The organism is Rhizobium sp. 05L429 (assembly GCF_056397645.1).
On the sequence record NZ_JBFTNV010000039.1, the window covers coordinates 29533 to 43899 of the forward strand.

Annotated in this window: 17 protein-coding genes; 11 read left to right on the top strand and 6 right to left on the bottom strand. The window is 60.6% G+C overall.

Annotated elements, in window-relative coordinates; all coding sequences use genetic code 11:
• Window positions 1–29: 29 nt before the first annotated feature.
• Window positions 30–935 (bottom strand): LysR family transcriptional regulator, encoded by a 906-nt coding sequence (locus AC1DNW_RS30100; RefSeq protein ID WP_113308381.1) that lies wholly within the window; start codon window positions 933–935, stop codon window positions 30–32.
• A gap of 115 nt (window positions 936–1050) precedes the next feature.
• Here AC1DNW_RS30100 and AC1DNW_RS30105 point away from each other — a divergent pair, with 115 nt between their 5' ends.
• From AC1DNW_RS30105 to AC1DNW_RS30115, 3 genes are all read left to right on the top strand, one after another.
• The gene (locus AC1DNW_RS30105; RefSeq protein WP_113308408.1) at window positions 1051–1431 is read left to right on the top strand and encodes a DUF2255 family protein; all 381 of its coding nucleotides are present in this window, start codon (window positions 1051–1053) and stop codon (window positions 1429–1431) included.
• A gap of 126 nt (window positions 1432–1557) precedes the next feature.
• Entirely contained in the window at window positions 1558–2541 is a 984-nt protein-coding gene (locus AC1DNW_RS30110) for an aldo/keto reductase (RefSeq protein WP_477855288.1), read from the top strand.
• Between the two features lie 114 nt (window positions 2542–2655).
• Window positions 2656–3039 (top strand): GFA family protein, encoded by a 384-nt coding sequence (locus AC1DNW_RS30115; protein WP_477855289.1) that lies wholly within the window; start codon window positions 2656–2658, stop codon window positions 3037–3039.
• A gap of 12 nt (window positions 3040–3051) precedes the next feature.
• On the opposite strand, the gene AC1DNW_RS30120 is transcribed toward AC1DNW_RS30115, so the two are convergent.
• A complete protein-coding gene (locus AC1DNW_RS30120; protein WP_113308378.1) occupies window positions 3052–4206 on the bottom strand; it encodes an ROK family transcriptional regulator in 1155 nt (384 codons plus the stop codon).
• A 190-nt stretch (window positions 4207–4396) separates the two neighbouring features.
• On the opposite strand from AC1DNW_RS30120, the gene AC1DNW_RS30125 reads away from it, so the two are divergent.
• The 6 genes from AC1DNW_RS30125 (at window position 4397) to AC1DNW_RS30150 (ending at window position 10405) form a co-directional block, all read left to right on the top strand.
• The gene (locus AC1DNW_RS30125) at window positions 4397–5707 is read left to right on the top strand and encodes an extracellular solute-binding protein (RefSeq protein ID WP_113308377.1); all 1311 of its coding nucleotides are present in this window, start codon (window positions 4397–4399) and stop codon (window positions 5705–5707) included.
• Window positions 5708–5769: 62 nt separating this feature from the next.
• Window positions 5770–6660, top strand: a complete 891-nt coding sequence (locus tag AC1DNW_RS30130; RefSeq protein ID WP_113301445.1) for a carbohydrate ABC transporter permease — start codon at window positions 5770–5772, stop codon at window positions 6658–6660.
• A 9-nt stretch (window positions 6661–6669) separates the two neighbouring features.
• A complete protein-coding gene (locus tag AC1DNW_RS30135) occupies window positions 6670–7587 on the top strand; it encodes an ABC transporter permease subunit (protein ID WP_113308376.1) in 918 nt (305 codons plus the stop codon).
• Window position 7588: 1 nt separating this feature from the next.
• Window positions 7589–8686: a sn-glycerol-3-phosphate ABC transporter ATP-binding protein UgpC gene (locus AC1DNW_RS30140; protein ID WP_113308375.1), complete on the top strand. Its 1098-nt coding sequence runs from the start codon at window positions 7589–7591 to the stop codon at window positions 8684–8686.
• Window positions 8687–8697: 11 nt separating this feature from the next.
• Window positions 8698–9528, top strand: coding sequence for a glycerophosphodiester phosphodiesterase family protein (locus AC1DNW_RS30145; RefSeq protein ID WP_113308374.1), 831 nt, complete (start codon window positions 8698–8700; stop codon window positions 9526–9528).
• Window positions 9529–9544: 16 nt separating this feature from the next.
• Window positions 9545–10405, top strand: a complete 861-nt coding sequence (locus AC1DNW_RS30150; RefSeq protein ID WP_113308373.1) for a glycerophosphodiester phosphodiesterase family protein — start codon at window positions 9545–9547, stop codon at window positions 10403–10405.
• A gap of 60 nt (window positions 10406–10465) precedes the next feature.
• Here the strand turns inward: AC1DNW_RS30150 and AC1DNW_RS30155 are convergent, their stop codons facing one another.
• Window positions 10466–10864: a cupin domain-containing protein gene (locus tag AC1DNW_RS30155; RefSeq protein ID WP_113308372.1), complete on the bottom strand. Its 399-nt coding sequence runs from the start codon at window positions 10862–10864 to the stop codon at window positions 10466–10468.
• Between the two features lie 130 nt (window positions 10865–10994).
• Window positions 10995–11855, bottom strand: a complete 861-nt coding sequence (locus tag AC1DNW_RS30160) for an NmrA family NAD(P)-binding protein (protein ID WP_113308371.1) — start codon at window positions 11853–11855, stop codon at window positions 10995–10997.
• A gap of 257 nt (window positions 11856–12112) precedes the next feature.
• Between AC1DNW_RS30160 and AC1DNW_RS30165 the strand changes: the two genes are divergently transcribed.
• Window positions 12113–12631 (top strand): 2'-5' RNA ligase family protein, encoded by a 519-nt coding sequence (locus tag AC1DNW_RS30165; RefSeq protein WP_162748456.1) that lies wholly within the window; start codon window positions 12113–12115, stop codon window positions 12629–12631.
• Between the two features lie 14 nt (window positions 12632–12645).
• On the opposite strand, the gene AC1DNW_RS30170 is transcribed toward AC1DNW_RS30165, so the two are convergent.
• Window positions 12646–12807, bottom strand: coding sequence for a YjiS-like domain-containing protein (locus AC1DNW_RS30170; RefSeq protein WP_113308369.1), 162 nt, complete (start codon window positions 12805–12807; stop codon window positions 12646–12648).
• A gap of 169 nt (window positions 12808–12976) precedes the next feature.
• Between AC1DNW_RS30170 and AC1DNW_RS30175 the strand changes: the two genes are divergently transcribed.
• A complete protein-coding gene (locus AC1DNW_RS30175; RefSeq protein WP_477855290.1) occupies window positions 12977–13867 on the top strand; it encodes a LysR substrate-binding domain-containing protein in 891 nt (296 codons plus the stop codon).
• Window positions 13868–13884: 17 nt separating this feature from the next.
• Here AC1DNW_RS30175 and AC1DNW_RS30180 read toward each other — a convergent pair whose 3' ends face one another.
• Window positions 13885–14274: a YkvA family protein gene (locus AC1DNW_RS30180; RefSeq protein WP_113308407.1), complete on the bottom strand. Its 390-nt coding sequence runs from the start codon at window positions 14272–14274 to the stop codon at window positions 13885–13887.
• Window positions 14275–14367 lie beyond the last annotated feature (93 nt).

The following is a 14367-nucleotide window of genomic DNA, read 5'->3' on the forward strand; positions in this document are numbered from 1 at the left end:
ATCGGGCGCGAAATCAGACAAGCGCGGTCTCAGGCATTTTCCGTAGGATGAAATTTCAATGCCTCAACCAGCATCGTGAAGGCGGGCGAGGGATGCCGTCTTGACGGGTAGTAGAGGTGATAGCCGGGAAAGGGTGGCGACCATTCATCCAGCACCTGCACGAGACGCCCGCTGTCCAGATATTGCCTGACGACGTCTTCGTGGACAAAGGCCAAGCCATAACCATCGAGTGCCGCCCTGATCATCTGCGGCACGCCATTGAACGCGACCTGCCCGTCGACCCTGACGCGCATCTCATGTCCGCCGCGTTCGAACTCCCAGGGGTAGAATCCGCCATAGGTTGGCAGGCGTATGTTGATGCATCGATGCGCCGTCAGCTCCTGCGGCGAGGCGGGCGCCGGTCTTTCCGCCAGATATGGAGGAGCGCCCACGACGATCATTCGCGCCAGCGGCCCAATGCGAACGGCGATCATGTCTTTTTCCACTTGGTCGCCAAGCCGGACGCCGGCGTCGAAGCGCTCAGCAACAATGTCCGTCAAAGCCAGATCTGCGATCAGCTCGACCTTGATATCGGGATAATCGGCCAGGAATTTCGACAGCTTCGGCCACAGAAGCGTGTCGATCGCATGYTCGCCCGCGGTTATCCTGAAACTTCCCGCAGGCTTTTCCCGGTATTCGCTCAGCGCCGACAGTTGTGCGTCGATGCTGCCGAATGCCGGGCTGAGGGTTGCCAGCAGTTGTTCGCCTGCCGTCGTCGGCGCGAGGCTGCGCGTCGTACGGGTCAACAGGCGAACGCCCAACCGTTCCTCCAGCCGGCGAATGATGAGGCTCAGCGACGACTGCGATGTTCCCAGACGCGCAGCCGCCTTGGTAAAACTCCGCTCCTCGGCAACCGCCAGAAACGCCATGAGATCGCCCAGATCCTCGCGCCGCATTTATTGACCTCCGATATAAGTCCAATCTCATATTACCGCCTAATCGAAACAAAAGGCAGGGTCTATGGTGTCGGGCAGTGACACCAGCCTGCCAGTAATGGATGGAGCCTCGATCATGGCATGGTCAAAAGACGAACTGACGCGCATCTCCGTCTCCGATGATCTGCATATTTCGCCTTTCCGTCATGGCGGTGTCACCTATGGCACGCCGACGTGGATCTGGTCGGCCGTGGTCGACGGCGCCCTGTTCGTGCGCGGTTACAATGGCCAGGCTTCGCGCTGGTATCAGGCGGCGCTGAAGCAGAAAGCCGGGTGTATCAGCGCAGCAGGCATGACGGCGGACGTCACGTTTGAGCCGGTTGCTGATCCGGCAATCAACGACAGGATCGATGATGCCTACAGGGTGAAATATGCCGGAAGTCGCTACCTCGATCCGATGATCGGGGCGCGGGCAAGGGCCGCCACGATCCGCGTCGAAGCGGTCCGCACCTCATAGACCCGAATGGACGAAGCATTGCCGAACTCTCATACCTCGCACCACACGTCAGGTCTGACGGTAACATGCGCCTCATCCGCAATCGGTCACACTGCACAATCCGTGCATCGAGAACAGGAGAACCAAATGGAAAAGCGCAAACTCGGACAGGGCCTTGAAGTCTCGGCATTGTCGCTCGGCGCCATGGGATATGGAAAAGCCCGTGAACTGCCTGACAGGACCGAAATGATCTCGCTCATGCGCAGCGCAGTCGAGCGCGGGATGGACTTCTTCGACACGGCCGAAGTCTACGGCCCCTTCACCAATGAAGAAATGGTCGGCGAAGCCCTGGAACCGCTGCGTGATGAGGTCAAGATCGCGACGAAGTTCGGCTGGGATGTCGATCCTGTTACCGGCATCCATCATGGCAGCGTCAACAGCAAACCCGATCATATCCGCCGTGCGGTCGAAGGCAGCCTCAAGCGTCTTCGCACGGATCATATCGATCTGCTCTATCAGCATCGGGTCGATCCCGATGTACCGATGGAAGATGTAGCGGGCGTCGTGAAAGATCTGATCGGCGAGGGGAAGGTGCGCTGGTTCGGCCTTTCGGAGGCTGGTGCCGGCTCCATTCGCCGCGCCCATGCCGTGCAACCGGTCGCAGCACTGCAGAGCGAATATTCGCTCTGGAYCCGTGAGCCCGAAGCTGAGGTGATCCCAACGCTCGAGGAACTCGGTATCGGCCTGGTGCCGTTCAGCCCGCTGGGCAAGGGTTTTCTGACCGGGAAGATAGGCACGGGGACGGAGCTCGATAAATCGGATATGCGCAACAACATTCCGCGCTTCGCACCGGAAGCGCGCGAGGCCAATCTGGGGCTGGTCGACCTCATCCGGCGCATCGGCGAAAAATACCATGCAACGCCGGCGCAAGTGGCGCTTGCCTGGCTGCTCGCACAGAAGCCCTGGATCGTTCCCCTGTTTGGCACCCGCAAGCTGGAGCGCTTCGAGGAGAATATCCGATCGCTGAGCGTTCAGTTGACGCCTGATGATCTCAAGGAAATCGAAACGTCCAATATCAAAATCCAGGGTGCCCGCTATCCCGCCGAGCACATGCGTCGCGTCGGGCTTTGACCGGCGGCCATGTCGCTTCGGTTTTAGCTGAAGGCCGGCATGGCTGCTTTCCAGCCATTGTAAGCTATCCTGCGCTGTCTTGAAGCGCATTGAGGATGCGGTGGCGATGGAAGCGTGAGAACCGGCGGCTGCGCGTGCGCCGCAGTCAGGTACGAAGTCGAAGGCGAGCCGTATCAATCCGGGCTCTGCCACTGTACCAAATGCCGGAAGCTGACCGGTTCCATCTTTTCGGCAACGGCGAACTGGCGGCGCTCGAAGTTCAAGATGGACGGCGAGATCAGCACCTACGACAAACGGTCGTTCTGCCCAATCTGCGGATCGCGGCTGTTCTTCATGTTCGACGATGGCGTGGAAGTCTTTATCGGCACCCTGGATCAGGCACCGAACGACATCCACCCCATGGTCGAKGTCTGGACCATCCGCCGCGAACCCTGGCTGCCACGGGTTCCGGATGTCCGGCTCTACGATGAAGACGAGCACGCGCCGTCAGATCGGTAGGCACGCGGGTTGTCAGTAGAAGGTCGATTTGAACGGAACGATTGCCGAGCCCATGGCGGCGGCGTCGCCTGAAATATCCGACACAATGAGCTTGGGGTGCGGGCGAGGCACGCCGTAGCGCGGGCGGCCGAAAAGTTCGGTGCGTTCGCTCAGCATCTGTGCCAGTCCCGGCGGCACCTGGCCGCCGAAGACGATTGCCTGCGGGTCGTAGATCGCCCAGATGGCGTTGATGAGACGGTTATAGGCGGGTGTGATCTCCTCGACCCATTCCGCCACGCCCGGCCATTTCGGATCGAAATTCCTGCGCAGGTAAGGGATCGACGGCACGTCGACATTGTGGCGCTTGAGCTTCTCCAGGAGCAGCTGCAGGGCAGGGCGTCGGATCATCTCCTCGTCGTCATACATGCCCGAGAATTCGCCGGCATTGCCGTTGCCGCCGGCCAGAAGTTCGCCGTCGTTGATCAGGCCGCCGCCGAAGCCGTAATTGAAGCTCAGATAGGCGAAGTGCTTGATGAAGCGGCCGGCGCCGAACATCGCCTCGGCGACAGCGCCGGCGCTACCGCCGTTCAGCAGCCAGACGGGCTTTTTGAAGAGATCGCTCAGAAGCGGTCCCAGCTCGATCAGCGACCATTCATGCAGCGGCATCGAGGCATTGTATTTTGTCCCTGATATCAGAGCGCCCGCAATGCCGAAGCCGATGCCGAAGAAGGTCTCGTCATCGAGGCCGTTCAGCTGCTGCATTTCGGCAATGCGTTCTTGCACGCGATCCAGCGCCTGGTTCATGCCCAGCTCCCTCAGCGAGATGTCGCTTTCACCGAGCACATTGCCTGACAGGTCCACCAGGCAGATGTCGACCACGTCGGAATTGACGGAAATACCGGCCGAATAGGCATGGAGTCCGTTGAGCCTGAGCATGGGGCTCGGCTGGCCGCGGCCGAGGCCCGGCTTGGGAGACCCCAGCGAAACGATACCGCGCTCGACGAGCTGGTCGATGATGCGATGGACCGATTGCTGTGTCAGATCCGTATGGCCGGTGATCTCGGATCGCGACAGGCCGGGGTTGCGCCAGATAAGCTTCAGCAGGCTGCGTTCATTCGCGGAGACGACGATTTCTTCTCCCGGACGCCGGAACCGGGACGCAATCAACGGTTCGGGAAAATAAGCCATGACGCACCTCGAATATACTACAAAAGTGTAACTGCAACATATATGGCAACCGCAGGTGCCTGCATAACGGGCTTTATGCTCTCAATCAAGTCGAACTACGTCATCGATTTGTTACACACAAAGTGTACTAACACGGCCGTTCACGATCCGGACGCTGATCCGGCGGGTTTCAAATTCAGGCGAGGGCAAAATGAAGATTTCCATTCTGGTGGCTGCGGCCGCCCTGATGACGGCTGCGTGTTCTTCTGCGCAGGCTGCCAATTTCGAATTCTGGTACGGCAATACGGGAAGCGTCGAAAAGGCGATCCTGGCGCAATGCGAAGCCTTCAATGCGTCGCAATCTGCCAATCACGTCACCTGCGTCGGGCAGGGGAGCTATGAAGTTTCCATGCAGAAGGCGATTGCCGCCTATCGCTCGAACAAGCATCCGGTGCTGATCCAGTTCTTCGATGCCGGCACACTCGACCTGCTTTTGTCCGACGCCGTCGTTCCGGTTCAGGACGTGCTGCCCGATGTCGACTGGAACAGCTACATCAAGGGCGCGCGCTCCTATTACGAAACATCAGGCGGCAAGCTCTATTCGCAGCCCTATAATGCCTCGACGCTGCTCTTCTACGTCAACAAGACGGAGCTCGAAAAGGCCGGCGTCACCGAGATGCCGAAGACCTGGGAAGACATCATCGAAGCTGCGCGCAAGCTGAAGGCATCAGGCCATGAGTGCCCCTACGTCACCAATGGCGAGCCCTGGTCGATGTTCGAACAGTTTTCAGCCCGTCACGGCCTGCCGATCGCTTCGCAGCATAATGGTTATGACGGCTTGAACGCCGAATATGTCTTCAACACCACCTTCGTCGCCAAGCACCTGCAGAACCTCGTCGACTGGCGCAAGGAAGGTCTCGTGAAGATAGCCAGCGACACCAAGGCCGGCAATTACACGGCCGCCTTCAATTCCGGCGAATGCGCGATGATGGAGAATTCCTCCGGCTCCTACACGGACTCGTCCAAGGCCTTCGACGGAAAGTACGAACTCTCCGTCAGCCTGACGCCGATGTACAAGGGCTATGAGCGCCACAACACCTTCGTCGGCGGCGCCTCCATCTACATCATGAAGGGCCACGAGCAGGCCGAGATCGACGGCGCCAAGGCCTTTCTCGATTTCCTGCGCAAGCCCGAACAGCAGATGTTCATGACCGCCTCCACTGGCTACGTGCCCGTCACCAATGACGTGCTCGATGCGATCGCCAAGAGCGGTGACGCCGGTTCGCGCAAATATGCGACAGCAGCCGTCGGCATCGAATCGATGAACGAGCCCGGCACGCCCGATACGCGCGGCATCCGCCTCGGCTTCTACGTGCAGTTCCGCTCGGTGCTGCTGGAAGAAACCCAGAAGGCATTTGCAGGCACGCAGACCATGCAGGTGTCGCTCGATAACGCCAAGAAGCGTGGCGACGAACTGCTACGCCGCTTCGAACAGACCTACAAGACAGCAAAGCTGCCCTGATCCATCTCCGGTGYGGCGCTTCCCCGTCGTCGCACCGGCTTTTCTCGAAATGGACATGCATGATGTCGTCGGAATCTTCGCTTTTCAGCCATCGCTGGCTGCCGCTTTTATTGGCCGCACCGTTGCTGCTGCTGATCCTCGTCTTCTTCTATGCGCCGATCGTCCAGGCCTTCTACTGGTCCTTCTTTCTTGAAAGACCCTTCGGCGGCGGGTCGGAATTCGTCGGCTGGGATAATTTCCGCCGTGTGCTTGCCGATCCGGAATTCTGGAATGCCGGCTGGCGCACCGTCGTCTTCATGGTAGTCGCCTCGTCGCTCGCGGTCGCTCTGCCGCTGATCCTGGCGGTGGCAGCGGACCGGAAGATTCGCTTGTCGATGACGGCCCGCAACGTGCTGGTCTGGCCGAAGGGGGTGGCGGGTGCCTCGATTGGCGTCGTCTTCGCCTTTGTCTTCAATCCCTTCGTCGGCATACTGGCGCCGATCAACCATTTCTTCCCGGGCGCATGGGCACCGGGGCTCGATGGCACTGACGCTTTCATCACACTCATCGTCGCGCATGTCTGGAGCGGCATTCCCTTCAATTTCGTCATCCTCCTCGCCGGGCTGCAGTCCATTCCGCGCACGATGTATCAGGCGGCCGCCATGGATGGCGCAGGACCCTGGCGGCGCATCTTCGATGTGCAGCTGCCGCTGATCATGCCGCAGCTTTTCCTGACGCTGGTGCTGGAATTTACCGAAAGCGTCACCTCCGCCTTCGCGCTGATCGACACGATCACCAAGGGCGGACCGGGCGGGGCCACCAATCTGCTGGTCTACAAGATCTTTACCGATGGTTTCAGCGGTTATGACCTGTCGGGCGCCTCCACCCAGACGGCCATCCTGATGGTCTTCGTCGTCCTCCTCACCGCCGCGCAGTTCCTGCTTCTCGGCCGCAGCATCAATTACGAACGGTAAGGGCCAGCCATGATCGAAAATGCTCGCTCGCTCAATTTCGCCGCCAGCGCCATTCTGCTCGTCGGTATCGTCTTCATTCTCGGGCCGCTCTACCTGACGCTCGCCAATGCCTCGCAACCTTACGAGTTTCTGCTGCGCAACGGGCTTGCCTGGTATCCCGGCGATCATTTCATCGCCAATGTGACGCGCGTCTTTACCGAGACGCGCATCCCGATCCAGATGCTGAACAGCATGCTGGTGGCGCTTTATGATGCCTTCTTTACCTGCATGCTATCCTTCCTCACGGCCTATGCGCTCGTCTGTTTCCGCATCCGTTGGGCCGGCATCGCCTTTGCGGCGATCCTCGCGACGATCATGCTGCCGATCGAGATCCGCGTCATCACCACCTATCAGGTGGCGGCCAATGTCTTTTCGCCGCTGAATGCACTGCTGGATCTGACCGGCGCCAATGCGCTGATCGAAGGCCTGTTCGGCGCGCCTGTTCATCTGGAACTCAGCGTTCTCGACACGCATTTCGGCCTTGTGGCGCCACTGGTCGCGCATGGAACCGGCACCTTCCTGTTCCGACAGTTCTTCCGCACGCTGCCGGCTGATCTCTTCAAGGCGGCGCGCATGGACGGGGCAGGGCCGATCCGCTTCCTCTTCCATATCCTGCTGCCGATCTCGCTTAGCAGCTTTGCCGCGCTCTTCGTGCTGACCTTTCTCAGCGGCTGGACGCAATATCTCTGGCCGCTGGTTGCGGCCTCCAAGCCAGAGATGACAACCGCCGTCGTCGGTCTGGCGCGGCTCGCACCCGACATGGAGGGCGAAATTCCAGACTTTCCGATGATCATGGCCGGTGTCGTGGTCGTCTCGATCATTCCCCTTGCGATGATTGCGCTCCTGCAGCGCTACCTCGTGCAAGGCCTCGTTCTTTCGGAGAAATGACGTGAACGCCATCGATACCGCCATCCGCACCGCGGCCACCAACATCACGCTTTCAGGCGTCACCAAGGCGTATGATACAAAGGCTGTCGTCATCCCGCCGCTCGATGTCGAGCTGCGTGCCGGCGAATTCACCGTCGTGCTCGGTCCGTCGGGCTGCGGAAAATCCACGCTGCTGCAGATGATTGCCGGGCTTGAGGCCGTCAGCGGCGGCAAGATCCTGTTCGGCAATCGCGAAGTGCAGGGCCTGGAGCCGAAGCAGCGCGGCTGCGCAATGGTCTTTCAGAATTATGCGCTCTATCCGCATATGACCGTGTTCCAGAACATGGCCTATAGTTTGCGCGTCGCCGGCCTTCCGAAGGCCGAACGCCAGCAGCGGGTCGGCGCTGTCGCAGAAATGCTCGGTCTATCAGCCTATCTCGACCGCAAGCCGGGGCAGCTTTCGGGCGGGCAGCGCCAGCGCGTGGCGATCGGCCGGGCGATCGTGCGTGAACCCGGCGTGCTGCTCTTCGACGAGCCGCTTTCCAATCTCGATGCGCAGCTGCGCCACGACATGCGCGTCGAACTCGCCGATCTGCACAGGCGCATTGGGGCCACGACCGTCTTCGTGACCCATGACCAGGTGGAGGCGATGACGCTTGCCGACCGCATCCTCATCCTCAACAGGGGCAGCGTCGAGCAGTTCGATACACCGAAGGCGATCTATCATCGCCCGGCCTCGGTCTTCGTCGCAAAGTTCATCGGCGCGCCGCCCATGAACATTCTGCCTGTCACCGGCGACGGCTCCGTGTTGCGTCTGGCTGACGGGCAGGCGGTTGCCGAACACCACAAGGCCGGCGAATTTCAGCTCGGCATCCGCCCTGAGGATATCGCCGTCGAAACGGGTGGGCCGATCAAAGGCCGGCTCAAGCATTTCGAGGATCTTGGCTCGCATACAGTGCTATCAGCCGATCTCGCCGGCGCGCCCGTTCGTATCGCCACACCTTTCGGCGCGGATATCGATTCCGCAACCGAGCTTTCCTTCTCCTTCCCGCGATCCCGGCTGCACCTGTTTGATGGCGAGACAGGCCGTGCCATTCCGGATGCATTCGCCACGCATTGAAAGACCTCTCCATGAACTACACAAACTACGTGCGCGACCCCAGCAGGGATTGCGCAGTCGCGGCGCATCGCGGCATTTGGCGCAACGCGCCGGAAAACAGCCTCCCTGCCATCGAAGCGGCGATCCGTGCCGGTTGCGATATCGTCGAGATCGACGTGCGCCGCAGCGCCGATGGCGGCCTCTTCCTGCTGCATGACAAGACGCTGCATCGCATGGCGGGTATCGACGAGATGCCGGAGACACTGACATCCGCGCAACTGGCCGGCCTGACGCTGAAGAACCGCGATGGCGGCGAAGGCAATGAGATGACGGGCGAAAGACTGCCGAGCCTGCGGGATCTCTTCGATCTCACCCGCGATCGCATCTTCCTGCATCTCGACGTGAAGGACCGGACCGTCATTCCCGAGGTCATCGCCTGCGCCCGCGATATGGGCGTCGCGGCCCAGGTGGATTTCTGGGGCAGTCTTCGATCGGCCGAGGATCTTGCCTGGGTGCGCGAGGCGATCATCCCGCACGGCGTGCTGTTCATGGCCAAGTCACGGATCGGCGCTACGCATGCTGAGGCCGAGCTGGATCTGCTGTTCCAGCTCGCGCCTGATGTCTGCGAAGTCTGCTTCGACCGCATCGAGGATATCGCCGGTCTCCAAGCTCGCGCCCGTCAGACGGGCATGGCGCTCTGGGCGAACACGCTCGATTCCGTGGCCTTTGCCGGCTTTACAGATACGACTGCCATGCAGGATCCCGACGCCATCTGGGGCCGGCTCATCGAAGCCGGCATCTCGCTGATCCAGACCGATGAACCGGTCGCACTGAAATCATATCTCGCCAGCCGCCGCGGCTGACACATAAGGAAAGACCATGAGCTACAAAGACTTCATCGCCGACCCGAACCGTTCCTGCGCCATCGTTGCCCATCGCGGCGCCTGGCATGGCGCGCCGGAAAACAGCCTGGCCTCCATCGAGAAGGCCATCGCTGTCGGCGCCGATATCGTCGAAATCGACGTGCGCAAGAGCGCCGATGGCGAGCTTTTCCTGATGCATGACGACACGCTATTGCGCATGGCCGGAATCGACCGCGACGCCGAAACCTTCACCATGTCGGAACTACAGGCGATCGCACTGCGCGAAGACGATGGCGGCGAAAGCCGCGCCATCTCCGACCAGCGCATTCCGACATTGAAGCAGGTTTTCGAGGCCATTCGCGGCCGCATCTTCGCCGATCTCGACCTGAAGGATCGCGGCCTGTTTTCGGAAGTCGCAGCCTGCGCCCGCGAGATGGGCGTGGCGTCCTCCGTCGACCTCAAGACCGTCGTGATGAACCACGCTGACATCGACTGGGTGCGTGCCCAGAATATCGAAGGCGTGCCGTTCATGGCGATGGCGCAGTTTTCGGCTGACAATGTCAGCGAGAGGCTGGCACTGCTTTCGGAGCTCAAGCCCTTCATGTGCGAGCTGCGCTTCGACGATCTCAGGACCATCGCCGACAACCAGCAGCTCTTCAGGGATGCCAGTATGGCAATCTGGTTCAACACGCTGGATATGGCGGCGAGCGGCGAATGGACCGATCCGAGGGCGCTCATCGAGCCCGACGCCGTCTGGGGTCGCCTGATGGATGCCGGTATCAGCACGATCCAGACCGACGAGCCGGCCGCCCTGCGACGCTATATCGAAGCGCGGAAAGTATCGCGAAAGCCGGCTGAGACCCTCGTCGCCGGTTGATCCTCTCCTGATGCGCCGGCCACCCGCCGCAAGGCGAGGTGGCCCGCATGGTCCGCCGGGTTATTTCACAGGCACGACAAGCGGCGAGCCCTTCGTGGCGATGTAGGTCGCCAGTTCCGAGGCCTTGCCGTCGCCGACATTTCTGGCCGAATGGGCAACGCCCGTGGGGATGAACAGCGACTGGCCGGCCTTCAGCGTCACCGGCTTTTGGCCATCCAGCTGATATTCCAGCACGCCATCGATGACATAGGCGATTTCTTCGCCTGGATGGTTGTGTTTGGGCGCAGAGGCGCCTGGGGCGAAATCGACCCGGACCTGGATGGCCTCATGGCCGGGCACGTCGATATCGTTCTGCACGAGGTCGGTGCGCTGGATTGGCTGCTCGGCATTTGCCCTGGTCAGTTGCATCGTGCCGGCGATGACGAGAGCGCCCGCTGCCATGATCATGATTGTCCTCATCTGTCTGTCCTTCCGTCCCTAGCTTGAGCCCCTGATCGGGCGACGGGGTTATTTGAACAGACGGATGAATGTGAAATGTTTCAGAAGAGGGGGCTTTTTGTATCGCCGTGTATCTGTCAGACGCTCACCGTCAAGGATTTGCCTCAAGCGCCCCGAGATGCTGATCGAGCGTCATCCTGCCCCAATGACGACGCTCGGGCATTTCGAAGCCGGTGTCGATGGTGACTTCGGTCATCTTCGCGTAACAACGGGCGGCCGCCCATGAGAAGCCGAGCCCGAGATAGTATTCCTCGAATTTTTCACGAGGGATCGTCTCGACCGTGACCGGGAGCCCGAGACGCGATGAGAGGGTCTTGGCGACGTCGGCGAAGGAATAGCGCTCCGGACCTTCCACATAGTCTATGCCGACATCATCGACTGGGCTTTCCAGGCGAGCGGCGGCAGCCTGTCCGAGATCCCTTGGCGAAACCATCGGTATCTTCATGTCTGCGGGGAAGGGCGTGGGCAGGCGCCCGGTCTCTCTCGCGGGCTGCAGCAGCATGTCGAGATTGGTGAAGTAATAGGCGCCGCGGTTGATGGCGGCCGGAATGCCGCTTGCCTTCACGAGGCGCTCGAATTCATAGAGCACAGAGAGATCGCCGATCCCGTCGCCATCCAGCGCTCCGTAGGTCGATGCCACGACGAGCTTCTCGAGCCCGGAATCCTGGAGTGCTGCGGCAATGCTTCTGACGGTCTTCAGTTCCTCGGCGTTGGTATCGCGTCCGGTATCGGCCGGTGGATTCAGCAGGAAGGCTCGACGCCCTTTTTGCAGGATGGAACGAAGCAGCCCGGTATCCGCCACATCAGCAACGAAGGGTTCAACGCCGTCTTGTTCGATGGCCGCAGCCTTCTGCGCGCTGTGAACGACGGCGATGATTTTCTCGCCAGACCGTCGCAATGTGTCGATGACGGCAGAGCCTATGTTTCCGGACGCACCAAGGATGACATACATGGTGAAACCTCGCAGGTAGCAGATGCATAACTGCGCTGACCGTTTGAGGTTCCGTCACCGATATCGCGGAGCGGGCGACAGCACGGGCAAGGGCAGGTGTGTCCGGGGATGCCCTTGCGGAAGTCCGTTCGGCCCCGGACCGAAGGCGGCTGCGCGGGTCTGAATATCCTGATAGGAATAACGGACGGGTGAGGCTTGGCCTGGACCGGAATAGTGCTGCCAACGCTGCAGGTGACGTTTTGCCTTTTGCCGTTTTCATGGAATTGGATCCGTACGGGGCCGCAGGCCTTCAGCCGATTATCGAGCATGTGGAGCGTATTTCGCCCAATGCCGCGACACCGCGCAGCTTGAACGTTGACCCGCATATAACGCTCGCCGTTTATGACGGGCTCGACCCTGAGCCTCTCGCAAGGGCGCTCGACCACTTCAGCGCGGACATGCGCGCTCCCAGCGTCAAGCTTTCGAGTATCGGTCTTTTTCCCGGACCAGCATCGGTTCTATTCGCCGCGCCTGTTGTCTCTGCGGAGCTGCTTGCCCTTCATCGAGATTTTCACGAGGCAGCCGCCTCGGCAGGGGCGGCGTGCTGGCCCTATTATCTTCCGGGAAACTGGGTGCCACATGTCACGCTCGGTGAGCAACTGAACCCCGAGGAGGCCGGGGCGGCAATCAGCGGCGCGATTGGTCTCTGGCAACCGGTGGCCGCAGGCTTGCACCGGATCTCACTCGTTCGCTTCCATCCGATCGATCTGTTGTGGCATCGGCAATTGCCGGGCTGAGCCTGTTTGGTCGCTTACGAGCGCCAGAAGGGCCGGTGGCTTTCCTCGTAAGCGGCATCCCGTGTCATGCCGAAATCCCTCAGCGTTTCGTCGGGCAGGGTATCCAGCTCACGGGCGAAGAGGCGTCGCTCGCTCCAGCGTTCCAGCCACAGGCGGAGCGTGTCTGTCATGTGCATGATGAAATTTCCTTTCTCTGTTGGCAAAACTCACCTAACATTAACGAGGTCTTAAGCGGCAATTTCCATTCGTTTTGCTTGGATGTCATGATTTTATGGCAGTATTCGAAGCTGGAAAAGCGCGTTATCTTGACCGTATCCGTTAGAAAATCTCACATATAGGAAATCCATGKCCCGCAATCTGCCGCCGCTGTCTTATCTCCGGGCCTTCGAGGCCACGGCACGTCTCGGCTCGGTGACACGGGCAGCCGACGAACTGGGGCGCACGCATGGGGCGGTTTCCAAGCAGCTGCAGCTTCTGCAGGAGCAGCTTGGGATTCCTGTCTTCGAGAAATCGGGAACGGGGCTTCGGCTGAATGAGGACGGCGCGGCGTTTTTTGCCACCGTGTCGCGCGCCTTCGATCTTCTGGAGGAGCGCTATCACGAGCTGAAGGCGAGCCGGAACGAGGCGAGTGTGCACATCGCCTGCAGCGCCACCTTCGCCATGATCTGGCTCGTACCGCGCCTGGCGGAATTCTACAGCCTCTATCCGAACTGCCGCGTGCAGCTTTCGATGTCGTCAAGCACGCGTGACGGCGGCACGAACCGGGCAAGGGACGGCGTGGATTTCACGCTGAGCTGGGATCGCCTGTCGCGTCCGCAGGTGAAGGGCGAATTCGTGCCGCTCGCCTCCGTCTCCTTCGGCCTGGTGTCCGCACCGGATTATCCCGTCCGCGCCGAAGGCGAGGAATTAAGCTTCCCGACCCGCATTTCCCCCGACCATATGAGCGAACAATGGACGAGCTGGCAGGCGGCGACCGGGCAGCGGATCTCGGCGCAGTCAGAGCTCTATTTTCCGCATATGCATCTCTGCGTCAGCGCGGCCGTCACCGGGCTTGGCGTCGCGCTGGTCGAGCGGCGCTTTGCGCTCACCGAGCTGAAGAGCGGCAAGCTTGTGGAGCGATCGGAATTCCTGACATACGAAGACGGTTTCGTGGCGATCATGAAGCCCGGCCGGGCGCTCTCGCCGGCTGCCGGCCATTTTCTCGACTGGCTGCGCGACGCCTTCGTGCGGGAATAGCCCGGCGGAAGCTCGCTTCAGCGACGAAACAGGTCCCACGCAAGCCAGATGCAAAGAGAGGCTGCAAGCAACCAGATGATCACAATCGCCACAAGGCCGGAACGGCTGAGCGGGCGCTGCGCGCGTTGCGTGGCCATGTTCCTGAACTCCGACATCAGAGGCGCAGGAATGAGGCGGATGGCTATGAGGATGCCGAGCGGGACGATGATGAGATCATCGAGATAGCCGAGTACCGGCACGAAATCGGGTATGAGATCGATTGGCGAAAGCGCATAGGCAGCAACGGCGCCGGCGACGATCTTGGCCACCATAGGCGTGCGGCCGTCCCGCGCGGCAATCCAGAGTGCGACGACATCGCGTTTCACGCTCCGCGCCCATTGCTTCGCGGCCGTCAGCCATTTGTCCATTATTGCGACACCTATCTGTTTGAGCATTCGGGCTGGATCATTGCAGGCGTGGTCTAACAGTTGATCCATTGAGTGGAAGTAGGGCCGAGCCCG